The following is a 21,520-nucleotide window of genomic DNA, read 5'->3' as shown; positions in this document are numbered from 1 at the left end:
CGTCGTCGCCGACGAGCCAGACGTTGTTGTCGACGTCGAAGTCGGCCCCGTCGAGGCTGAACACCCCGGGAACGACGGCCTTCTCGATGCGGGCGGCCATCAGAGCACGACCACGCTGCGCAGCACCTCGCCCTGGTGCATCTTCTCGAAGGCCTGCTCGACGTCGTCCAGCCCGATGGTCTCGGTGACGAACTCGGCCAGCGGGAAGCGACCCTGCCGGTGCAGGTCGGCGAGCATGGGGAAGTCGCGGGAGGGCAGGCAGTCGCCGTACCAGGAGCTCTTCAGCGCCCCGCCGCGGCCGAACAGCTCGATCATCGGCAGGGTCAGCTGCATGTCCGGGGTGGGCACGCCGACGAGCACCACCCGGCCGGCCAGGTCACGGGCGTAGAAGGCCTGGGTGAACACCTCCGGGCGGCCCACGGCGTCGATGGCGACGTCCACGCCGAACCCGCCCGTGTAGCCGCGGATCGCCTCGACGGCGTCGGTGGAGCGGGAGTTCACGGTGTGCGTGGCGCCGAACTGGCGGGCCCACTCCAGCTTCCGGTCGTCGACGTCGACGGCGACGATCGTGGTCGCCCCGGCCAGCTTCGCCCCGGCGATCGCGGCGTCCCCGACGCCGCCGCAGCCGAACACCGCCACCGACTCGCCGCGCTGCACGCCACCGGTGTTGATCGCCGCGCCCACGCCGGCCATCACGCCGCAGCCGAGCAGCCCGGCCGCCGTCGCCGGCGTCTGCGGGTCGACCTTGGTGCACTGCCCGGAGTGCACCAGGGTCTTCTCCACGAACGCGCCGATCCCCAGTGCCGGGGACAGCTCGGTGCCGTCGGCCAGGGTCATCTTCTGCGCGGCGTTGTGCGTGGCGAAGCAGTAGTGCAGCTGCCCCTTGAGGCAGGCGCGGCACTGCCCGCACACCGCCCGCCAGTTCAGCACCACGAAGTCCCCGACCGCCACGTTGGTCACGCCCTCGCCGACCGCGGCCACGGTGCCGGCGGCCTCGTGTCCGAGCAGGAACGGGAACTCGTCGTTGATGCCGCCCTCGCGGTAGTGCAGATCGGTGTGGCACACCCCGCACGCCTGGACGTCGACCACCGCTTCCCCCGGACCCGGATCGGGTACCAGGACCGTCTCCACGCTGACCGGTGCTCCCTTGCCGCGGGCGACGACGCCCCTCACCTCGTAGGCCATGCCCGGAGCGTAGGGGTCACCCGATCCGTGGCTCCGAGTTGCCCGGCATCCCATGGCGGGCAACGATGCAGGGCGGCCGTCCCGGGACGACCCGCCCGACGCGCGGGTCCCGAGGGCCGGCCGTAACGTCCGTCACACGTGTGTCCGAGGGTGCCGAGCGCACCCGACCGAGCGGAGGTCAGCCCGTGGCGCTACCCGGGTTCCTGCAGCGGGAGCGCATCGTCGCCCGCCCCGGTTTCAACCGGTGGCTGATCCCACCGGCCGCCCTCGCCGTGCACCTGTGCATCGGGCAGGCCTACGCCACGAGCGTCTACAAGGCCTCCCTCGTCACGCACTTCGACACCACCCTGACCGCCATCGGGATCATCTTCTCGATCGCCATCGTGATGCTCGGGCTCTCGGCGGCCCTCTTCGGCACGTGGGTGGACAAGAACGGCCCGCGGGCGGCGATGTTCACCTCCGCCGTCTTCTGGGTGACCGGCTTCCTCGTCGGCGGGCTGGGCATCGAGACCCGCCAGCTGTGGCTGGTCTACCTCGGCTACGGCGTCATCGGCGGGATCGGCCTGGGCATCGGCTACATCTCGCCGGTCTCGACGCTGATCAAGTGGTTCCCCGACCGGCCCGGCCTGGCCACCGGCATGGCGATCATGGGCTTCGGCGGCGGCGCGCTGATCGCGGCGCCCCTGTCCCGCCAGCTCATGAGCTACTACGACCCCACCTACGTCCCCAGCGACAGCAGCTCGGTGCCCAACGGTGACGCCGTCGCGGCGCTGTTCTTCACCCTCGCCGCGCTGTACGCCGTCTTCATGATGTTCGGCGCCTTCATCGTGCGGGTGCCGGCCAGTGACTGGCGTCCGGCGGGCTTCGACCCGGCCTCGGTCAAGAAGAAGGCGCTGGTCACCACCGAGAACGTGTCGGCCAACAACGCCATCAAGACGCCGCAGTTCTGGCTGCTGTGGACGGTGCTGTTCTGCAACGTCACCGCGGGCATCGGCATCCTCGAGCAGGCCTCGCCGATGATCCAGGACTTCTTCCGGACCGGGGAGACCTCCACGGTCGCCGCCGCGACGGGCGCCGGCTTCGTTGGCCTGCTGTCCCTGTTCAACATGGGCGGGCGGTTCGCCTGGTCCACGACGTCGGACTTCATCGGCCGCAAGCCGATCTACATGGTCTACCTGGGCGTCGGGATCGTCCTGTACGTCGTCCTGGCCCTCTTCGGCAGCACGGCGACCTGGATCTTCGTGCTCACCGCCGCCATCATCATCAGCTTCTACGGCGGCGGCTTCGCCACGGTCCCGGCCTACCTGCGCGACCTCTTCGGCACCTACCAGGTGGGCGCCATCCACGGCCGGCTGCTGACCGCCTGGGCGGCCGCCGGTGTGGCCGGTCCGCTGATCGTCAACGGCGTGCTCGACACCCAGGGCACCCCCGGCCAGCTGGTCGCGGCGAACTACCGCCCGGCGCTGTTCATCATGGTCGGCCTCCTCGCGGTCGGCTTCGTCGCCAACCTGCTGATCAAGCCGGTCGCCGAGAAGTACTGGGAGCCGAAGGCCGTCACCCCCGCCACCGCCCGTGCCGACGCCGAACGGAGCTCCGTCCGATGAGCCACACCTCCAGCGACCACCACGGCCAGCGCTCGACCACCCCGGTCGCCTTCATCGCCTTCGCGTGGACCCTCGTCGGGGTGCCGCTGGCCTACGGGCTCTACAACACGGTCAAGGCCGCCGGCGCCCTCTTCGGCGGCTGATCCCCGCTCTACCCCGTGCAGCGCCCCGTCCGCCGGCCGGACGGGGCGCTGTGCCGTCCGGGGCACGTCCGTCAGCGCAGCGGGCGCAGCGGCAGGTGCCCGGACAGGTCGGCGCGGTTGCCGCTGGCGCTCACCGCGCCGGCGGCGACGGCCTCGGCCCAGGTGAGCGCTCCCGTCGCCAGCCGCAGCCAGGTGGCCGCGTCGGTCTCCACCACGTTCGGCGGCGTCCCGCGGGTGTGCCGCGGCCCGGGCACCAGCTGGACGGCGACGTGCGGCGGCACCCGCAGCTCCACCGACCGGCCGGGCACCTGCTGGGCCAGCCAGCGGGCGCTGGTCCGCACCGCCGCGCCCAGCACCGACCGCGGCGGCTGCTCGGCCTCCCCGGCCAGCCACGGGCGGGCGGGGTCGACGGCGGCGCGCAGCTCCTCGGCGGGGATCGGCTGCTGCGCGGGCATCAGCTGGTGGGGACGGTGCCCGCCGGGACGGTGCCGACCGCGGCCTCCGGCGCGCCGAACAGCGCCGGCAGGGTCGCCGTCCAGGCCGCGCGCAGCTCGGCCAGCGGCAGCTCGCCGACGCCCTCGACCGCCAGCGCGTCGCCGCCGGTGGTCCCCAGCTCGGTGACCGCGACCCCGGCCCACTCGGCCGTCGTCCGCACCGCCTCCGGGTCGGTCGTGGTGACGACGGCGCGGGCACCGGACTCGCTGAACAGCGCGGTGAAGGCGTCGTCGCCGAGCCGCAGGGTGGCGCCGGTGCCGTAGCGGAGCGCGGACTCGGCCAGCGCCTGCGCGAGGCCGCCGTCGGCCAGGTCGTGCGCCGAGGTGACCAGGCCCTCACGGCCCAGCGCGCCGAGCAGCTCGCCGAGCGCACGTTCGGCCCCGAGGTCGACCGCCGGCGGGCGGCCACCGAGGTGGCCGTGCACGACCGAGGCCCAGGCCGACCCGCCGAGCTCCGGCCGGGTCTCGCCGAGCAGCAGCACGGTCTCGCCCCCGGCGCGCCAGCCGGTGGGCACCCGCGTGCGGACGTCCTCGTGCACGCCCAGGACGCCGATGACCGGCGTGGGGTTGATCGCGACGTCGCCGGTCTGGTTGTAGAGGCTCACGTTGCCGCCGGTGACCGGCAGGCCGAGGTCGCGGCAGGCGTCGGCCAGGCCGCGGACGGCCTCGGCGAACTGCCACATCACCTCGGGCTCCTCCGGGGAGCCGAAGTTCAGGCAGTTGGTGACCGCCAGCGGCCGGGCGCCGCTGACCGCCACGTTGCGGTAGGCCTCGGCGAGGTTGAGCTGCGCGCCGGTGTAGGGGTCCAGCCGCGCGAAGCGGGCGTTGCCGTCCAGGGCGAGCGCGATGCCGCGGTGCGTCTGCTCGTCGATGCGCACCACGCCGGCGTCGTCGGGCTGGGCGAGCACCGTGTTGCCGCGGACGTAGCGGTCGTACTGCTCGGTGACCCAGGTCTTGTCCGCGCCGTCGGGGCTGGCGACGACGGCCAGCCAGTGCGCGGTGAGCTCCTCCGGCGTCTCCGGGCGGGGCAGCGCGGCCGGGTCGTCGGCCTGCAGGTCGTCGAGGTCGGCAGGGCGGGCCATCGGCCGCTCGTAGACCGGCCCCTCGTGGGCGACGGTGCGCGGCGGGACGTCGACGATCCGCTCGCCGTGCCAGTCGACGGTGAGCCGGTCGCCGTCGGTGACCTCACCGATGACGGTGGCCAGCACGTCCCACTTCTCGCAGACGGCGAGGAAGTCGGCCACCTTCGCCGGCTCGACGATCGCGCACATGCGCTCCTGCGACTCGCTCATCAGGATCTCGGCCGGCGTGAGGGTGCTGTCGCGCAGCGGGACGCGGTCGAGGTCGACGTGCATGCCGCCGGTACCGGCGCTGGCGAGCTCGGAGGTGGCGCAGGACAGCCCGGCGCCGCCGAGGTCCTGGATCCCGGTGACCAGGTCGGCGGCGAAGATCTCCAGGCAGGCCTCGATGAGCAGCTTCTCGGTGAACGGGTCGCCGACCTGCACGCTCGGGCGCTTGGCCGGGCCCTCGGCGTCGAACGTCTCCGACGCCAGCACCGACACCCCGCCGATGCCGTCGCCGCCGGTGCGCGCGCCGAACAGCACGACCTTGTTGCCCACGCCCTCGGCCTTGGCCAGCCGGACGTCCTCGTGCCGCATCACGCCGACGCACAGCGCGTTGACCAGCGGGTTGCCGGCGTAGCACTCGTCGAAGAGCAGCTCGCCGCCGATGTTGGGCAGGCCCAGGCAGTTGCCGTAGCCGCCGACGCCGGCGACCACGCCGGGCAGCACGCGGGCGGTGTCGGGGGCGTCGGCGCGGCCGAAGCGCAGCGAGTCCATGACCGCGACCGGGCGGGCGCCCATGGTGAGGATGTCGCGGACGATGCCGCCGACGCCGGTGGCCGCACCCTGGTAGGGCTCGACGTAGCTCGGGTGGTTGTGCGACTCGACCTTGAAGGTGACCGCGTAGCCGTCCCCGACGTCGACCACGCCGGCGTTCTCGCCGATGCCGACGAGCAGGTGCTCGCTGCGCGGCAGGTCGCCGAACTGCCGCAGGTGCACCTTCGAGCTCTTGTAGGAGCAGTGCTCGCTCCACATCACCGAGTACATGGCCAGCTCGGCGGTGGTGGGCCGGCGGCCGAGGATGTCGCGGATGCGGGCGTACTCGTCGCTCTTGAGCCCCAGCTCCGCGTAGGGCTGCTCGACGTCGGAGGTGCTCTCGGCGAGCGCGACGGTGTCGAGCCGGTGCGACAGCGGGCCGGGCCCGGTGTCGAGGTCGGACAGGCCTGCGCTCACGCTGCGACGACCGCCTTCAGGACGCTGGTGAAGAAGCCCAGGCCGTCGGTGCTCGGGCCGGTGAGGTCCTCGACGGCGTGCTCGGGGTGCGGCATCAGCCCGACCACCCGGCCGTCCTCGCTGGTGACGCCGGCGACGTCGCGCAGGCTGCCGTTGGGGTTGCCGCCGACGTAGCGGACGGCGACCCGTCCCTCGCCCTCCAGCCGCTCGAGCTCGGCCGGCGACGCGACGTAGCGGCCCTCGCCGTTCTTCACCGGGACGACGATCTCCTGGCCCTCGGCGTAGGCCGACGTCCACGCGGTGTCGGCCCGCTCGATGCGCAGCCGCTGGTCGCGGTTGCGGAAGTGCAGGTGGCTGTTGCGGGTGAGCGCGCCGGGCAGCAGCCCGGCCTCGCAGAGCACCTGGAAGCCGTTGCAGATGCCGAGCACCGGCATGCCCTGGCGGGCCCGGTCGACGACCTCGCGCATCAGCGGCGCCCGGGCGGCGATGGCGCCGGCGCGCAGGTAGTCGCCGTAGGAGAAGCCACCGGGCAGGACGACGGCGTCGACGTCGGCGAGGTCGTGCGACGCGTGCCAGAGGGTGACCGGCTCCCCGCCCGCCAGCCGCACCGCGCGGGCGGCGTCGACGTCGTCCAGGGAGCCCGGGAAGGTGATGACACCGATGCGCACGGCGGTCTCTCTCAGTCGGTGGGGAGGTGCAGCTCGACGTCCTCGATGACCGGGTTGGCCAGCAGCGTCTCGGCGATCTGCCTCAGGTCGGCCTCGTCGACGGTGCCCTCGACGTCGAGGACGAAGTGCTTGCCCTGGCGGACGCCGGTCACCTGGGTGTGGCCCAGCCGGCCGAGCGCGCCGAGCACCGCCTGCCCCTGGGGGTCGGAGATCTCCGGCTTGAGCACGACGTCGACGACCACCTGCGGCACGGCTCCCGAGCGTACCGGGGTGGCCGAGGTCACCTCCCGCCGCCGCCGAGCACCCGTCCCGCTCCTCCCCGCGAGATCGGCGCTCTCGTGGCCATCAGGCGCTCATCGCCACGAGAGCGCCGATCTCATCAGCGGAGGGCGCGGCGGATCCCGGTGACGACGTCGTCCGGGTGGCCGAGGACGTCCGCCGAGGTGAACCGGAGGACCGTCCAGCCGGCAGCGACCAGGCGGTTCTGCCGGCGGGCGTCGTCGACGAAGACGTCCCGCTCGCGGTGCACGTCGCCGTCGAACTCGACGAGCAGCCTGCGGTCGGGGCAGGCGAGGTCGGCGCGCCCGAGGAACCTCCCCGCCGCGTCGCGCACCACGTGCTGCAGTGCCGGCGCGGGCAGCCCCGCCGCGTGGACCAGCCACCGCAGCACCGACTCCATCGGCGACTCGGCCCGCGGGTCGGCGACCGGCAGCACGGCCCGGGCCCGCGCCGACCCCCGGCCGGTGGGACGTCCGACCAGAGCGGCCTCGAGGTCGGGACGACGGCACCCGCGCGCGAGCAGCTGGTCGGTGACCGCCAGGAGCGGGGCCGGCTGCAGCACCCCGGCGAGGTCCCGCCAGGTGCGCTCCGGGGTGGTGACGGGCACGGCGCCCAGCTGCGTGGTGTCCCCGTCCGGCAGCGGGGTCCGGTGGACCCGCCGGTCCCGTCGGCTCCCGGCGCGCGACGTCATCGGCACCGTGACGTCGACGCGTCGGTCCGCCCGGTCGACGAGCGGCACCTCCAGGCCCCACAGCACGGCCGCGGTCAGGTGACTGGCCACCGCCCCCGGTGGCGCGGTCAGCAGCACCGCCGCCAGCCGGGAGCCGATCTCGCCGGACAGTGCGCGCGGCAGGTAGGTGTCCCGGGAGAGGCGGTCGACACCCGCGTGGCGCAGCTGCCAGTCGCGGATGCCCGCGGCCAGCGCGTCGGCCCTCGTCGCCGGGCCGGTCAGGCGGCAGCGGACGCGGCGGGTCGGCACCCGCGCACTGTGGCCGAGCGGGCCGCCGTCGCGCTGATGCCGTCCACAGGTCCGCCGCGAGATCGGCGCTCTCGTGGCGATCAGCACCCGATGGCCACGAGAGCGGCGATCTCGCGCGTCAGAACCCGGAGACGAGCAGGCGCCAGACCGCCTCGGGGGCCTCCCAGTGCGCGTTGTGCCCGGCGCCCTCGACGACCACCGCGTCCGGGTCGACCCGCCGCATCGCGTCGGCGCCCACCATCGGGTCGGCCGACCCCGCCGCCAGCCGCAGCGGCGCCACCGCCCGCGACAGCACCTCCTCGACCGGGGGCCCGACGGCGCCGAACGCGCGCGGGTCGAACGCGACGGCGAACCCGCCGTCGGGGACCTCGCGCACACCGGCCAGCGCCACCGGGTCCTCGGGCGCCACCAGGCCCGTCAACCCGGCCAGGCGCAGGTGCCGCTCGGCGGCCTCGGCGGCGCTGGCGAACACCTGCGGCGGGCGGGCGGCCATCGCGCGGGCCCGGGCGACCTCGTCGTCCGTCCAGTCGATCTTCACGCCCAGCGCGACGACGCGGGCCACCTCGACGCCGTACCAGCCGCCGGCCAGCGCCGCGCCGACGACCCCGCCGAAGGAGTGGCCCAGCACGGTCACCCGGGAGGCGCCGGCCGCCAGGGCAGCGACGTCGGCGGCGTGGACCCCGTAGCCGTAGGGCGGCTCGGCGGGCGAGCGGCCGTGCCCGCGCAGGTCGGGCACCGCCCAGGCACCGGGCCAGTCGCGCTCGACGAGCGGCAGCAGCCGGTCCCAGACCGCACCGGTGGCGCCCAGCCCGTGCAGCAGCAGGAGCAGGTCGCCGCCGGAGCCGCCGGAGCGGAGGGCCAGGCCGGGTCGTGTGCTCATCAGCGGAAGGCAGTGCCGGTGAGCTGCTCGTAGGCGGCCACGTAGCGCTCGCGCGTGGCGGCGACGACGTCGTCCGGGAGCTCCGGCGGCGGCGAGACGCGGTCCCAGCCCGAGGAGGTCAGCCAGTCGCGGACGTACTGCTTGTCGAACGACGGCTGCGCCGCGCCCGGCGACCACGACGACGCCGGCCAGAACCGCGACGAGTCGGGGGTGAGCACCTCGTCGCCGAGCACGAGGGCACCCCCGGAGAGCCCGAACTCGAACTTGGTGTCGGCCAGCACGATGCCGGCGCCGCGGGCGATCTCCGCCCCCTGCCGGTACAGCGCCAGCGTGAGCTCGCGCAGCTCCTCGGCCCGTGCCGCGCCGACGAGAGAGACCACGCGGGCGAAGTCGATCGGCTCGTCGTGCTCGCCGGCCTCCGCCTTGGTCGACGGCGTGAACACCGGCTCGGGCAGCTGCGACCCCTCGACCAGGCCGGCCGGCAGCGGGACGTCGCGGATGGACCCGGTCCGCTGGTACTCGGCCGTCCCCGAGCCCGACAGGTAGCCGCGGGCCACGCACTCGACCGGCAGCATCTCCAGCCGCCGCACGAGCATCGCCCGCCCGGCCACGGACGCCGGCACGTCGGTGGCCGACACCAGGTGGTGCGTCGCGCCGGACGACGCCAGCACCGGCGCGAGCTGCTCGAACCACCACACCGACAGCTGGGTGAGCACCCGCCCCTTGTCCGGGATCGGGGTGGGCAGCACGTGGTCGTAGGCCGAGATGCGGTCGGAGGCCACCAGCAGCAGCCGGTCGCCGCCGGCGTCGTAGACCTCGCGCACCTTGCCGCGCGCGAGGAGGGGCAGGTCGAGCGTCACGACAGCGCGGCCAGCCGGTCGAACAGCGGACCCAATTGCCGCACGTAGCCCTCGGGCCGGCAGATCGCGTCCAGCCGCGCCTCGTCCAGCGTCACGCCGGAGGACGCGGCGCGGGCGCGGAGGGTCTCGCGGAAGGGCGTGCCGCTGTTCCAGGTCTCCATCGCCGCCGTCTGCACCAGCGCGTAGGCGTCCTCGCGGGAGAGCCCGCCCTCCACCAGCTCCAGCAGGACGGCGGAGGTGTAGATCAGCCCGCCGGTGGAGTCGAGGTTGGCGCGCATCCGCTCGACGTCGACGACCAGGTTCTCCACGAGCCCGGTGGTCAGGTGCAGCAGGTAGTCGGTGGTGATCGCGGCGTCGGGCAGGAAGACGCGCTCGGTGGACGAGTGCGAGATGTCGCGCTCGTGCCACAGCGGGATGCCCTCCATCACCGGGACGACGGCGGCGCGCACCACCCGCGCCAGCCCGGCGATGCGCTCGGAGCGGATCGGGTTCTTCTTGTGCGGCATCGCGCTGGAGCCCTTCTGGCCGGAGCCGAAGGCCTCCGAGAGCTCCCGCACCTCGGTGCGCTGCCCGTGCCGCACCTCGAGCGCGACCGCCTCGCACACGGTCGCGATGACCGCCAGCGCCGCCACCCACTCGCTGATCGAGTCGCGGATGACCACCTGGGTGGAGGCGTCGGCGGGCGCGAGGTCCAGCGCCTGCGCCACGGCGACCTCGACCGACGGGTCGATGAGCGAGTACGTGCCGACGGCGCCGGAGATGGCGACGACGCCGACCCGCTCGCGCGCCGCCCGCAGCCGGGCGCGGGACCGGGCCGTCGCGAAGGCGAGGTCGGCCACCCGGTGACCCCACACGTCGGGCTCGGCGTGCACGCCGTGGGTGCGGCCGACCCGGATCGTGTCGCGGTGGGCCAGCCCGTGGTCGCGCAGCGCCGCCACCAGCCGGTCGGCCTTGGCCAGCAGCACGTCGGTGGCCTCGGTGAGCTGGACGGCGAGCGCGGTGTCCAGCAGGTCCGACGAGGTCATGCCGTGGTGCACGTACGCGGCGGCCGACCGGGGCTCGGTGTTGTCGGCCCACGCGGTGAGGAAGGCGATGACGTCGTGCTGCGTCGTCTCCTCGATCTCGGCCACGCGCTGCGGCGTCGGCGGCGGCGCGCTGCGCACCGGCTCGACGACGTCGGCCGGCACCCGCCCGGCCGCGGCGTGCGCCTCCAGCACCAGCGTCTCCACGCGGCACCACAGCTCGTACTTGTGCTCGTCGCTCCAGACCCGGCCCATCTCGGGGAGCGTGTAGCGGTCGATCACGCGGGTACCGCCCGCACCCGGTCAGCTCGTGGAAGCACGGGGGCATCCTCCCGCAGCGCTAGCGTGATCGAGAACGGGCCCCACCCACCCCGCGGAGGACCACGATGCTGCGACGGTCCACCCACCTGGTCGCCCGGGCGCGCGAGCGCATCCGCGCCGCGGCCGAGCACGACCCGCACGCCTGGCCCGAGCGCGACGACGACCGGGCGATCCTCGTGCACGACGACGAGCCGCTGCCGCCGGAGGACGACGGCGAGAGCGACGGCGACGGCGACCAGCCCCTCGGCAGCCCCGCGGCCGACGCCCCCGACCTCGACGGGCCGCTGGGGCCCGGCGGCGTCAGCGGGCCTCCCGAGGGCGGCCGCCCGCACCGTCCCGCCGAGCGCGGGCGCCGGCTGCTCGGGCCCGGGCGCGACGTGCCGCACGGCGAGGCCACCGTCCCCGGCGGCCTGCGCACCGCCGCCGCCTGGTCCTGGCGGGTGATCGCCGTCCTCGCCGGCCTGTACGTGCTGCTCTACGTGGCCGCCTACGTCGCGGTGGTCATCGTCCCGGTGCTCGTGGCGCTGCTCCTGGCCGCGCTGCTGCAGCCGGGGGCGGCCGCGCTCATCCGGCACGGGTGGCCGCGCTCGCTGGCCGCCCTGCTCATGCTGCTGGTCGGGCTGGGGGTGGTCGCGGGGATCATCACGCTGGTCGTCCAGCAGGTCACCGCCGGCTTCACCGACCTCGCCGACCAGGTCAACCAGGGCCTCGACCAGATCCGCGACTTCGTCGTCGAGACCTTCCCGGTCAGCCAGCGGCAGATCGACGAGGCCCTCACCGCGTTCCAGGGATTCGTCGCCGGGAACCAGGAGGAGCTCGCCTCGGGGGCGATCACCACCGCCACCACCGTCGGCGAGGTCTTCACCGGGGTCGCCCTCGCGCTGTTCACGCTGTTCTTCTTCCTCAAGGACGGCCGGTCCATCTGGCTGTGGCTGGTCGGCCTGTTCCCGCGCGACGCCCGCGCCTACGTCGACGAGGCCGCCCGCCGGTCGTGGCGCACGCTGATCTCCTACGTGCGGGCCACCGTCGCCGTCGCGCTCGTCGACGCGGTCGGCATCGGCATCGGGCTGGCCGTCCTCGGCGTCCCGCTGGTGGTGCCGCTGGCGGCGCTGGTCTTCCTCGGCGCCTTCATCCCGATCATCGGGTCGTTCCTGGCCGGGTCGGTGGCCGTGCTGGTCGCGCTGGTGGCCGTCGGCCCGATCAAGGCGCTGATCGCGCTGGCGATCGTGGTGCTGGTCATGCAGCTGGAGGGGCACGTCCTGCAGCCGCTGCTGCTCGGCAAGGCGGTGCACGTGCACCCGCTGGCCGTCGTCCTCGCGATCGCCGCCGGCCTGCTCGTCGCCGGCATCTTCGGCGCGCTGATCGCGGTGCCGGTGGTGGCCTGCACCAACGTGGCCGGCACCTACCTGTCGCGCCGGCACGAGGGGCCGCGCCCGCCGGAGCCGCGTCCCGAGCAGGCCCGTCCGGCGGTGGGCGTCCGGAGCTGAGGGGCGGCGACGATCAGGTGACCTGATCGTCGCGCGTCCCACCCGACGGTGGGCGGCCGGGTAGGACACCCTGCGGTGAGGGAGGACGCCGCCTACGCCTCCGGGACGGCGATCCGTCCCTCGACGGCGGCCAGCGCGACGTCGCTGCGCCAGTGCGCGCCGGCCAGCCGGACGGCGGCCACCCGCTCGTAGGCCGCCTGCCGCGCGGCGGCGAGGTCGGGGCCGGTCGCGGTCACCGCGAGCACCCGCCCGCCGGCCGAGCGGACCGTCCCCTCGGCGTCCACCGCGGTGCCCGCGTGCAGCACGCCCTCGCCGTCGGCGCCGGTCACCGGGTCCCCGGTGCGCGGCGTCTCGGGGTAGCCGGACGCCGCGACGACGACGGTCACCGCCGCACCCGGGCGCCACCGCAGCGGCGGGTGGTCGGCGAGCGTGCCGGTCGCCGCGGCGTGCAGCAGCCCGGCCAGCGGGGTCTCCAGCAGCGGCAGCACCACCTCGGTCTCGGGGTCGCCGAAGCGGGCGTTGAACTCCACCACCCGCACACCCCGCGAGGTCAGCGCCAGCCCGGCGTAGAGCAGCCCGCTGAACGGCTCGCCCCGGCGGCGCATCTCGTCCACCGTCGGCTGCAGCACGGTCGCCAGCACGTCGTCCACCAGCCCGGGCGGCGCCCAGGGCAGCGGCGCGTAGGCCCCCATCCCGCCGGTGTTGGGACCGGCGTCGCCGTCGTCGCGCCGCTTGTGGTCCTGGGCGGGCAGCAGCGGCAGCACCGTCGTCCCGTCGGTGACGGCGAACAGCGAGACCTCCGGCCCGTCGAGGAACTCCTCCACGAGCACCGCCCCGCCGGCGTCGAGCACCGCCCGCCCGTGGGCGACGGCGGCGTCCCGGTCGGTCGTGACGACGACGCCCTTGCCGGCGGCCAGCCCGTCGTCCTTGACCACGTACGGCGCGCCGGACTCCGACAGCGCCGTCTCCAGCTCGGCCGGTCCGCCCACCGGCCAGGAGCGGGCGGTCGGCACCCCGGCGGCGGCCATCACGTGCTTGGCGAAGGACTTGCTGCCCTCGATCTGCGCCGCCTCCGCGGACGGGCCGAAGCAGGCGATCCCCGCCTCGCGGACGGCGTCGGCGGCACCGGCCACCAGCGGCACCTCCGGGCCGACGACGACCAGGTCGGCGCCCCACCCGGTGGCCAGCGCGGCGATGGCGACCGGGTCGGTGACGTCGACCGGCGCGGCCTCGGCGATCCGCGCGGTGCCGGCGTTGCCCGGCGCGCAGGCCAGCGCGGCGACCGCGGGGTCGGAGGACAGAGCCACGCACAGGGCGTGCTCCCGGGCACCGGAGCCGACGACGAGCACGCGCACGGACGGCGACCCTACCGATCCGTTCCCCGCCCGCCCGTCTAGCGCACCCGGTTGGGCTGCGTCCGCATCGCCCGGTGCAGCGCCTTGACCCGCGCGTGCTCGGCGGCCCGGGCCCGGGCGTCGGCGCGCAGCAGCTGCCGGTGCGCCTCGGCCTGCAGCTTGCGCCAGCCCAGCAGCCGCGCGGGGTCGAGCCGGCCGTCGTCGATGGCGGCCGCGACCGCGCAGCCGGGCTCGGTGAGGTGGGCGCAGTCGCGGTATCGGCAGCCGGCGGCGAGCTCGGCGACGTCGGCGTAGGCGGTGTCGACGCCCTCGTCGTCGTAGAGGCCCAGCTCGCGCATGCCGGGGGTGTCCACCAGTAGGCCGCCGCCGGGCAGCACGTGCAGCTCGCGCGCGGTCGTGGTGTGCCGGCCGCGGCCGTCGGCGGCGCGCACCTCGCGGGTGGGCGCCACCTCCCGCCCGGCCAGCGCGTTGGCCAGTGAGGACTTCCCGACGCCGGACGGGCCGACCATCGCCGCGGTGCGCCCCGGCCCGAGCAGCGCCCGCACCTCGTCCACGCCCTCACCGGTGTGCGCGCTGACCGCGACCACCTGCACGCCGATCGCCTCCTCGGCCACCTCCGCCACGGCCGCCGCGACGTCGTCGCACAGGTCGGCCTTGGTGAGCACGACGACCGGGGTCGCGCCGCTGCCCCACGCCACCGCGAGGTAGCGCTCCACGCGGCGGGCACGGGTCGGTCCGGCCAGCGCGTCGACGACCAGCACCAGGTCGAGGTTGGCGGCGACCACCTGCGCCGCCGACGTCCGCCCGGCGACGGTGCGGGTGAACGCCGAGCGCCGCGGGAGGAGGGCGACGGCGAGCTCGCCGCGCAGCGCCACCCAGTCGCCGACCGCCGGTGCGGCCACGCCGTCGGGGTCGTGCAGCGCGGCCGCCGGGTGCACCCGCCGCTCGCCGTCCGCGGTCAGCACGGTCAGCCGGCCCCGGTCGACCCGGGCCACGCGGGCGGGCTCGCTGCCGGGCGGCAGGTGGTCCGAGAGGTCGGCCGACCAGCCGATGGAGGAGAGATGCGTCACGCCCCGGATGGTGGCCCGCAGGTCAGCGCGCCGTCCTCCCATTTCTCAGCGACTCGCCAGCCGTCGTTCGCCATCCCGACACCTCGGTCGGGTGTTCTAGGTGGCATGCACGCGACCGAGTCGCTCGCGACTCACGCAGCGGCCCGTCTCCCCCGCGCGGTCGTCGTCGGGCACCGTGGTGCCTGCGCGTACCGCCCCGAGCACACGATCGCCAGCTACGAGCTGGCCATCGACATGGGCGCCGACCTCATCGAGCCCGACATCGTCGTCTCGAAGGACGGCGCGCTCGTCGCGCGCCACGAGAACGAGCTGTCGCGCACGACCGACGTCGCCACCCGGCCCGAGTTCGCCGACCGGTGCACCACCCGCCGGGTGGGCCGCAAGAAGCGCGTCGGCTGGTTCGCCGAGGACTTCACCCTCGCCGAGCTCCGCACGCTGCGCGCCGTCGAGCGCTTCCCCGGGCTGCGCCCGACCAACACCGCCTACGACGGGCAGTACGGGATCCTCACGCTGGAGGAGGTTGTGGAGCTGGCGCGCCGCCGCTCCACCCCGCAGCGGCAGGTGCGCGTGCTGGCCGAGCTGAAGAAGCCCAGCTGGTCGGCCGAGCGCGGCCAGCCGATGACCGAGCTGGTCGCCGCGGAGCTGCGGCGCCTGGACGCCACCGGCCCCGACGGCACCGTCGTCGTCCAGTCCTTCGACGTCGCGGCGCTGCGCCGGCTGCGGGCCGACCTCGGCGACGACGGCCCGACGATGTTCCAGCTGGTCGACGTCTGCCCGTCCGACGACTCGCTGCTCACCAACGCCGGCCTGCGGGCGGTGTCCACCTACGCCCAGGGCATCGCGCCCAGCCGCGACCGCATCCTGCTGCGCGACGCCGAGGGCACGCTGACCGGCGTCTCGGACCTGGTCAGCCGCGCACACTCCGCCGGCCTGCTGGTGGTGCCGTGGTCGCTGGCCGCGGAGAACGCCTTCCTGCCGCGCCACCTGCGGATCGGCGACGACCCGGCCGGCATCGGCGACCTGCAGGGCGAGGCGCGCCTGCTGCTCGCGCTCGGCGTCGACGGCGTCATCACCGACAACCCCGACGTCGCGGTGGCCGCCCGCACCGAGCTGACCCGCACCGAGCCCGCCGCCGCGTAGGGCACCAGCGGGTCCGTCAGTCCAGCAGGTCGTGGACGACGACGTTCTCGTCGCGGCCGGGCCCCACGCCGATCACGCTGACCCGCGCGCCGGAGAGCTCCTCGACCCGGCGGACGTAGGCCTGCGCGTTCGCCGGCAGCTGGTCGAAGGTGCGGCAGTGCCGGATGTCCTCGGACCAGCCCGGCAGCTCCTCGTACACCGGCCGGGCGTGGTGGAAGCCGGTCTGCGTCATCGGCATCTCGTCGTGCCGGACGCCGTCGACGTCGTAGGCCACGCAGACCGGCACCGTCTCCAGACCCGACAGCACGTCGAGCTTGGTGAGGAAGTAGTCGGTGATCCCGTTGACCCGGCTGGCGTAGCGGGCGACGACGGCGTCGAACCAGCCGCAGCGGCGGTCGCGGCCGGTCGTCACGCCGACCTCGCCGCCCTGCTTGCGCAGGTACTCGCCGTTGGCGTCGAACAGCTCGGTCGGGAACGGCCCCGAGCCCACGCGCGTCGTGTACGCCTTGAGGATGCCGACCACCCGCGAGATGCGGGTGGGGCCGATCCCGCTGCCGGTCGACGCGCCGCCCGCCGTCGGGTTCGACGAGGTCACGAACGGATAGGTGCCGTGGTCGACGTCGAGCAGGGTGCCCTGCGAGCCCTCCAGCAGCACCCACTCGCCCGCGTCGAGCGCGCCGGCGAGCAGCAGCCGGGTGTCGGCGATGCGGTCGCGCAGCTGCTCGGCGTAACCGGCGTACTCCTCGACCACCTCGTCGACGTCGATGGCCCTGCGGTTGTAGACCTTGACCAGGACCTGGTTCTTCTCGACCAGCGTGCCCTCGAGCTTCTGGCGCAGGATCGACAGGTCGAGCAGGTCGGCCACCCGGATGCCGGTGCGCGCCACCTTGTCGCCGTAGGCGGGGCCGATGCCCCGGCCGGTGGTGCCGATCTTGCGCTTGCCGAGGAACCGCTCGGTGACCCGGTCCAGCGCCCGGTGGTGCGGCATGATCAGGTGCGCGTCGGCCGAGATCACCAGCCGCGAGGTGTCCACGCCGCGCTCCTCGAGCCCGGCCAGCTCGCCGATGAGCACCTGCGGGTCGACGACCACGCCGTTGCCGATGACCGGCGTGCACCCGGGCGTGAGGATCCCCGACGGGATCAGGTGCAGCGCGTAGCGCTCTCCGTCGGGGGTGATCACGGTGTGCCCGGCGTTGTTGCCGCCCTGGTAGCGGACGACGTAGGGGACGCGGCCGCCGAGGAGGTCGGTGGCCTTGCCCTTGCCCTCGTCGCCCCACTGGGCACCGATCAGCACGACTGCCGGCATCGGGTGGCGCACCCCTTCGTCGTCGACGCCGGACGTGGCCCGGCCGGTCGAGTGGCAGGGTATCGGCATGTCCCTCGTCGAGTTCGACCTGCGCGGTCTGGAGCCCGGTCAGGCGCCCGACCGGGCCGCGGTCGCCGAGGCCGCCGGGGCCGGGTCGCTGCTCGTCCGCGGGCCCGTGCCGGCGCTGGCCGCGGTGCTGGCGGCGCTGCACGGCGCCGGCCGCACCGCCGCGGTGCCGGTCTCCTGGGAGCCCGCCGACGACTCCTCCTCCCGCGGCCTGGCGCGCGACCTGGGCATCGGCACCGGCGGGGAGCGGGAGCTGTCGCTGGTGCGTGACGACCACGGCGGGGTGCTGCTGCAGCACGGCCGCTACGAGGCCGCCGAGCGCGGCCGGCTGGCGCTCGCCGCGCGGCTGGGGGTGCAGGCCCACCACGACGACGCGAGGGTGGCCGACGGCGAGGTCGCGCGGATCGACGTCCGGCCCGACTGGCGGGCCGTCGACACCCTCCGCGTGGCCGTCTCCACCGTGCTCCTGCGCCCGCCGCGGCGCAGCACCGGCCGGGCGCTGCAGCTGGCCAGCGACCCCGCGCAGGTCACGCGCGACGGTGTCCCGTACGCCCGGCCGGTCACCCGCTGGACCTGGTACGCCGACGACCGCGTGCGCTGGCGGCTGGTGCCCTGAGGGACCCCGGTCGTGGACACTGGGCACCGAGCCGAGGAGGTCCCCCTGCGCCCGAACCCGTCCGGGGTGCCGTGCCGGTGACCGCCGGCCGCCTGCTCTCCACCCGCGGGGCACCACCGCGTCGGCGGCTGCTCGACCGGCTGCTGGCCCGGCCCAGCCTGGTCTCGGTGGCGGGCCTGGCGGTCGTCGTCGTGCTGTTCGGCCTGCGCGCGCCCGGGCTGCTCAGCGCCGGCGGCCTGGCCGGGGTGCTCGACGTGGCGGCGCTGCTCGGCATCGGCGCCGTGGCCGTGGGGCTCCTGCTCGCCGGCGGCCACTTCGACCTGTCCATCGGCACGCTCGCGGTCTCCACCGCCGTCCTCACCGGGGTGCTCGCCGGGCCGGGCGAGTGGGACATCTGGGCGGCGCTGGGCGTCTCGCTGGCGGCGGCGCTGGCGGTGGGCGTGCTCAACGGCTGGCTGGTCGTCCGCACCGGGCTGCCGAGCTTCCTGGTCACCCTGGCCACGGCGCTGGTGCTGCAGGGCACCACGCTGGCCGGGATGCCGCTGCTGGCCGGGGCGCCGCGGGTCACCGGCCTGGACGAGGCGCCGGGCTGGAGGTCCGCGGCCGCCCTGTTCGGGTCGACGGCGGAGGCCGGCGGCGGAGTCTTTGCCGTCTCGCTGCTGTGGTGGGCCGTGCTGACCATCGGCGCCGGCTGGCTGCTGTGGCGGACCCGGTTCGGCAACCAGGTGCTGGCGATGGGCGGTGCCCGCCGGGCGGCCCGCGAGCTGGGCGTGCCGGTGGCCCGCACGACGATCACCCTCTACGCGCTCACCGCCGCCGCGGCCTGGCTGATCGGCACGCTGACCCTGGTGCCCGTCGCCAGCGTGGCCGCCACGCCCGCGCTGGCCACCGCGATCGACTTCGTGGTGGTCGCCGTCATCGGCGGCTGCCTGATCACCGGCGGCCACGGGTCGATGGCCGGCGCCGCGGTGGGCGCGCTGCTCTACGCCGTCGCCCGCCGCGGCGTGGAGCTCTCCGGGTGGGACCCGCGCTGGTCGCAGGCGCTGCTCGGCGTCCTGCTGCTGGTGGCGCTGATGGTCAGCGGCGGGGTGCGGGGGCGGCTGCGCGCCGCGCCACGCTCGTGAGCGCCCCACCGGTGCTGGAGCTGCGCGGCCTGACCGTGCGGTTCGGCAGCGTGGCCGCGCTGCACCGCGTCGGCGTCTCCCTGGACGGCGGCCGGATCACCTGCGTGCTCGGGGAGAACGGGTCGGGCAAGTCGACGCTGGTGTCGGTGCTGTCCGGGCTGACGCCCCACGACGAGGGCGAGCTGCTGCTCGACGGCGTGCCGGTGCGCTTCGGCAGCCCCCGGGCCGCGCGGGCCGCCGGGATCGCCACGGTCTGGCAGGACCTCGCCGTCGCGCCGCTGCTGTCGGTGTGGCGCAACCTCGTGCTGGGTGCCGAGCCCACGCGGGGCAGGTGGCCGCTGCGCCGGCTCGACGTCGGCGCGGCACGTGAGACGGCCGTGCGGGCGCTGGAGCGGGTCGGGGTGACCGGGGTCGACCCCGACCAGCCGGCCAACTCCCTGCGCGCGGGCGAGCGGCAGAGCCTGGCCATCGCGCGGGCGCTGCACTTCGGTGCCCGCGCGCTGGTCCTCGACGAGCCGACCGCGCCGATGACGATCGCCCAGCAGACGCTCGTGGGGCAGGCGGTGCTGCGGGCACGGGCGGAGGGGCTGGCCGTCGTCCTGGTGACGCACAACCCGCGCTACGCGCACCTGGTCGGCGACCGCTACCTGCTGCTCGCGCGCGGGCAGGTGGCCGGCGACCTCACCCGCGCCGACGTCGACTCCGACGACCTGACCCGGCTGATGGCCGGCGGCGAGGAGCTCACCGCGCTCACCACCCGCCTGCACGAGCTGCACCCGGAGCTGGGCGAGCGCTGAGCCCGTGCACCCGGGGGCGGGTGCACGGGCCCGACGACGGGTCAGGTGAAGATGCTGACGCCGCCGGGCCCGACCGCCAGCCCGACGATGATCAGCACGATCCCCCAGAGCAGTTGCCGGCGGACGATGGCGAGGATGCCGGCGACGACCAGGACGACGGCGAGGATCCAGAGCAGTGTGGCCACGAGCGACCTCCGAGGACGGCCCGGACAGGACGCCCGGGACTCTGGAGTGTGGCCCTGACCAGCGCCGGGGGCCACCGGATCGTCGCCCGGACGGGGGACGGGCCGGACACGACGGCGGCCGCCGTCCCGGAGGGGGACGGCGGCCGCCGCGGATCGGGTCGGGTCAGGGCACGAGGGACGGATCGCAGTCGCGCAGCAGCTGGGTGCACCGCTGCTGCTCGTCGACCTCGCCGATCGACCCGGCCGCGCGCGCCAGGACGGTGACGCAGCGCAGGAAGCCCCGGTTGGGCTCGTGCGACCACGGCACCGGGCCGTAGCCCTTCCAGCCGTTCTTCCGCAGCGCGTCGAGGCCGCGGTGGTAGCCGGTGCGGGCGTAGGCGTAGGCCTCGATGGTGCGGCCGCCGTCGAGCGCGCCCTCGGCCAGCGCCGCCCACGCCGCGCTGGCGCGGGGGTGCCCCGCGGCGACCCCGGCGGGGTCGGCGCCCGCCGCGAGTGCCGCCTCCGCGTCGGGGTCGCCGGGCAGCAGCGTGGCCGGGGGCTCGCCGAGCAGGTTGTGGTGCGAGTGGGTCATCAGGCCCCCTGCGACTGGCCGGCCGACAGCAGGTCCTCGCAGGCCTCGACGACGCGGGCGGCCATGTTCGTCTCGGCGAGCTTCATGTAGGTGCGCGGGTCGTAGGTCTTCTTGTTGCCGACCTCGCCGTCGACCTTGAGCACGCCGTCGTAGTTGCTGAACATGTGACCGGCGATCGGCCGGGTGAAGGCGTACTGGGTGTCGGTGTCGACGTTCATCTTCACCACGCCGTAGGACAGCGCCTCGCGGATCTCCGACTGCGCCGAGCCCGAGCCGCCGTGGAAGACGAAGTTGAACGGCTTGCTGCCCTCGGGCAGGCCGAGCTCGGAGGTGACGACCTCCTGGCCCTGCTGGAGGATCTCCGGGCGCAGCTTGACGTTGCCGGGCTTGTAGACGCCGTGCACGTTGCCGAAGGTGGCGGCGAGCAGGTAGATGCCCTTCTCACCCAGGCCGAGGGCCTTGGCGGTGGCCACGAAGTCGCCGGGGGCGGTGTAGAGCTTGTCGTTGATGTCGTGGCTGACGCCGTCCTCCTCGCCGCCGACGACGCCGATCTCCAGCTCGAGCACGATCTTGGCCGCGGCGCACTTCTCGATGAGCTCCTCGGCGATCTGCAGGTTCTCGTCGAGGTCGATGGCCGAGCCGTCCCACATGTGCGACTGGAACAGCGGCGCCTGGCCGGCGTCGACGCGGTCCTTCGACAGCGCGATGAGCGGGCGGACGTAGGCGTCCAGCTTGTCCTTGGGGCAGTGGTCGGTGTGCAGCGCGACGTTCACCGGGTACTTCTCGGCGACGACGTGCGCGAACTCGGCCAGCGCGACCGCGCCGGTGACCATGTCCTTCACCCGGGTGCCCGAGCCGAACTCCGCGCCACCGGTCGAGAACTGGATGATCCCGTCGCTGCCGGCGTCGGCGAAGCCGCGCAGCGCCGCGTTGACCGTCTCCGACGAGGTGCAGTTGATCGCCGGGTAGGCGAAGCCGCTCTCCTTCGCCCGGCTGATCATGTCGGCGTAGACCTCGGGGGTCGCGATGGGCATGCGGGCTCTCCTCGTCGATCGGCGCTGGTCGCCGGTCAGC

Annotated in this window: 22 protein-coding genes; 7 read left to right on the top strand and 15 right to left on the bottom strand. The window is 75.0% G+C overall.

The window, feature by feature from the left end; all coding sequences use genetic code 11:
- Positions 1-99: 99 nt before the first annotated feature.
- Positions 100-1,185 (bottom strand): S-(hydroxymethyl)mycothiol dehydrogenase, encoded by a 1,086-nt coding sequence (locus LY71_RS22145; protein WP_106281895.1) that lies wholly within the window; start codon positions 1,183-1,185, stop codon positions 100-102.
- Positions 1,186-1,370: 185 nt separating this feature from the next.
- Between LY71_RS22145 and LY71_RS22140 the strand changes: the two genes are divergently transcribed.
- Both LY71_RS22140 and LY71_RS23640 read left to right on the top strand, forming a co-directional pair.
- Positions 1,371-2,789: an OFA family MFS transporter gene (locus tag LY71_RS22140; protein ID WP_211297488.1), complete on the top strand. Its 1,419-nt coding sequence runs from the start codon at positions 1,371-1,373 to the stop codon at positions 2,787-2,789.
- Positions 2,786-2,932, top strand: coding sequence for an MFS transporter small subunit (locus LY71_RS23640; protein ID WP_169064708.1), 147 nt, complete (start codon positions 2,786-2,788; stop codon positions 2,930-2,932). Before LY71_RS22140 ends, LY71_RS23640 begins: the two co-directional genes overlap by 4 nt.
- A 71-nt stretch (positions 2,933-3,003) precedes the next feature.
- Here LY71_RS23640 and LY71_RS22135 read toward each other — a convergent pair whose 3' ends face one another.
- The 8 genes from LY71_RS22135 to purB form a co-directional block, all read right to left on the bottom strand.
- Positions 3,004-3,387 (bottom strand): sterol carrier family protein, encoded by a 384-nt coding sequence (locus LY71_RS22135; RefSeq protein WP_106281891.1) that lies wholly within the window; start codon positions 3,385-3,387, stop codon positions 3,004-3,006.
- Positions 3,387-5,720: a phosphoribosylformylglycinamidine synthase subunit PurL gene (purL, locus tag LY71_RS22130; RefSeq protein ID WP_245888235.1), complete on the bottom strand. Its 2,334-nt coding sequence runs from the start codon at positions 5,718-5,720 to the stop codon at positions 3,387-3,389. The genes LY71_RS22135 and purL overlap by 1 nt, the downstream gene beginning before the upstream one ends.
- Complete coding sequence (gene purQ, locus LY71_RS22125; RefSeq protein ID WP_106281889.1) at positions 5,717-6,388, bottom strand: phosphoribosylformylglycinamidine synthase subunit PurQ; 672 nt, start codon at positions 6,386-6,388, stop codon at positions 5,717-5,719. The genes purL and purQ overlap by 4 nt, the downstream gene beginning before the upstream one ends.
- An 11-nt stretch (positions 6,389-6,399) precedes the next feature.
- Positions 6,400-6,639, bottom strand: a complete 240-nt coding sequence (gene purS, locus LY71_RS22120; RefSeq protein WP_106281914.1) for a phosphoribosylformylglycinamidine synthase subunit PurS — start codon at positions 6,637-6,639, stop codon at positions 6,400-6,402.
- 128 nt (positions 6,640-6,767) lie between these two features.
- Positions 6,768-7,646, bottom strand: coding sequence for a DUF559 domain-containing protein (locus LY71_RS22115; RefSeq protein WP_106281887.1), 879 nt, complete (start codon positions 7,644-7,646; stop codon positions 6,768-6,770).
- A 118-nt stretch (positions 7,647-7,764) separates the two neighbouring features.
- Entirely contained in the window at positions 7,765-8,526 is a 762-nt protein-coding gene (locus tag LY71_RS22110) for an alpha/beta fold hydrolase (protein ID WP_211297487.1), read from the bottom strand.
- Entirely contained in the window at positions 8,526-9,386 is an 861-nt protein-coding gene (locus tag LY71_RS22105; protein ID WP_106281885.1) for a phosphoribosylaminoimidazolesuccinocarboxamide synthase, read from the bottom strand. The genes LY71_RS22110 and LY71_RS22105 overlap by 1 nt, the downstream gene beginning before the upstream one ends.
- Positions 9,383-10,690 (bottom strand): adenylosuccinate lyase, encoded by a 1,308-nt coding sequence (gene purB, locus LY71_RS22100; protein ID WP_106281883.1) that lies wholly within the window; start codon positions 10,688-10,690, stop codon positions 9,383-9,385. Before purB ends, LY71_RS22105 begins: the two co-directional genes overlap by 4 nt.
- Positions 10,691-10,794: 104 nt before the next feature.
- On the opposite strand from purB, the gene LY71_RS22095 reads away from it, so the two are divergent.
- Positions 10,795-12,216: an AI-2E family transporter gene (locus LY71_RS22095; RefSeq protein WP_106281881.1), complete on the top strand. Its 1,422-nt coding sequence runs from the start codon at positions 10,795-10,797 to the stop codon at positions 12,214-12,216.
- A 92-nt stretch (positions 12,217-12,308) separates the two neighbouring features.
- On the opposite strand, the gene purD is transcribed toward LY71_RS22095, so the two are convergent.
- Positions 12,309-13,571 carry a phosphoribosylamine--glycine ligase gene (gene purD, locus LY71_RS22090; protein WP_106281879.1) on the bottom strand — a complete coding sequence of 421 codons (1,263 nt, stop codon included), beginning with the start codon at positions 13,569-13,571 and terminating at the stop codon, positions 12,309-12,311.
- 38 nt (positions 13,572-13,609) lie between these two features.
- Positions 13,610-14,641: a ribosome small subunit-dependent GTPase A gene (gene rsgA / locus LY71_RS22085; RefSeq protein WP_106281877.1), complete on the bottom strand. Its 1,032-nt coding sequence runs from the start codon at positions 14,639-14,641 to the stop codon at positions 13,610-13,612.
- A gap of 105 nt (positions 14,642-14,746) precedes the next feature.
- Here rsgA and LY71_RS22080 point away from each other — a divergent pair, with 105 nt between their 5' ends.
- Positions 14,747-15,781 carry a glycerophosphodiester phosphodiesterase family protein gene (locus LY71_RS22080; protein WP_106281875.1) on the top strand — a complete coding sequence of 345 codons (1,035 nt, stop codon included), beginning with the start codon at positions 14,747-14,749 and terminating at the stop codon, positions 15,779-15,781.
- Positions 15,782-15,797: 16 nt separating this feature from the next.
- Here LY71_RS22080 and LY71_RS22075 read toward each other — a convergent pair whose 3' ends face one another.
- Positions 15,798-17,087, bottom strand: a complete 1,290-nt coding sequence (locus LY71_RS22075) for an adenylosuccinate synthase (RefSeq protein ID WP_106281910.1) — start codon at positions 17,085-17,087, stop codon at positions 15,798-15,800.
- A 67-nt stretch (positions 17,088-17,154) separates the two neighbouring features.
- On the opposite strand from LY71_RS22075, the gene LY71_RS22070 reads away from it, so the two are divergent.
- The 3 genes from LY71_RS22070 to LY71_RS22060 all read left to right on the top strand — a co-directional run bounded on the left by LY71_RS22070 (position 17,155) and on the right by LY71_RS22060 (position 19,690).
- A complete protein-coding gene (locus LY71_RS22070; RefSeq protein WP_106281909.1) occupies positions 17,155-17,769 on the top strand; it encodes a hypothetical protein in 615 nt (204 codons plus the stop codon).
- Positions 17,770-17,846: 77 nt separating this feature from the next.
- The gene (locus LY71_RS22065; protein ID WP_245888232.1) at positions 17,847-18,893 is read left to right on the top strand and encodes an ABC transporter permease; all 1,047 of its coding nucleotides are present in this window, start codon (positions 17,847-17,849) and stop codon (positions 18,891-18,893) included.
- A complete protein-coding gene (locus LY71_RS22060) occupies positions 18,890-19,690 on the top strand; it encodes an ATP-binding cassette domain-containing protein (RefSeq protein WP_106281871.1) in 801 nt (266 codons plus the stop codon). Before LY71_RS22065 ends, LY71_RS22060 begins: the two co-directional genes overlap by 4 nt.
- Positions 19,691-19,731: 41 nt before the next feature.
- Here LY71_RS22060 and LY71_RS23635 read toward each other — a convergent pair whose 3' ends face one another.
- The 3 genes from LY71_RS23635 to fbaA all read right to left on the bottom strand — a co-directional run bounded on the left by LY71_RS23635 (position 19,732) and on the right by fbaA (position 21,480).
- On the bottom strand, positions 19,732-19,875 hold the full coding sequence (locus LY71_RS23635; RefSeq protein WP_170121441.1) for a GPGG-motif small membrane protein: 144 nt from the start codon (positions 19,873-19,875) through the stop codon (positions 19,732-19,734).
- Between the two features lie 163 nt (positions 19,876-20,038).
- A complete protein-coding gene (locus LY71_RS22055) occupies positions 20,039-20,446 on the bottom strand; it encodes a DUF3151 domain-containing protein (RefSeq protein WP_106281869.1) in 408 nt (135 codons plus the stop codon).
- Positions 20,446-21,480 carry a class II fructose-bisphosphate aldolase gene (gene fbaA / locus LY71_RS22050; protein WP_106281867.1) on the bottom strand — a complete coding sequence of 345 codons (1,035 nt, stop codon included), beginning with the start codon at positions 21,478-21,480 and terminating at the stop codon, positions 20,446-20,448. Before fbaA ends, LY71_RS22055 begins: the two co-directional genes overlap by 1 nt.
- Positions 21,481-21,520 lie beyond the last annotated feature (40 nt).

Origin of the sequence: Geodermatophilus tzadiensis, assembly GCF_003002915.1 — a bacterium.
Classification (GTDB): domain Bacteria; phylum Actinomycetota; class Actinomycetes; order Mycobacteriales; family Geodermatophilaceae; genus Geodermatophilus; species Geodermatophilus tzadiensis.
This window is presented reverse-complemented; position numbering and strand designations above follow the sequence as displayed.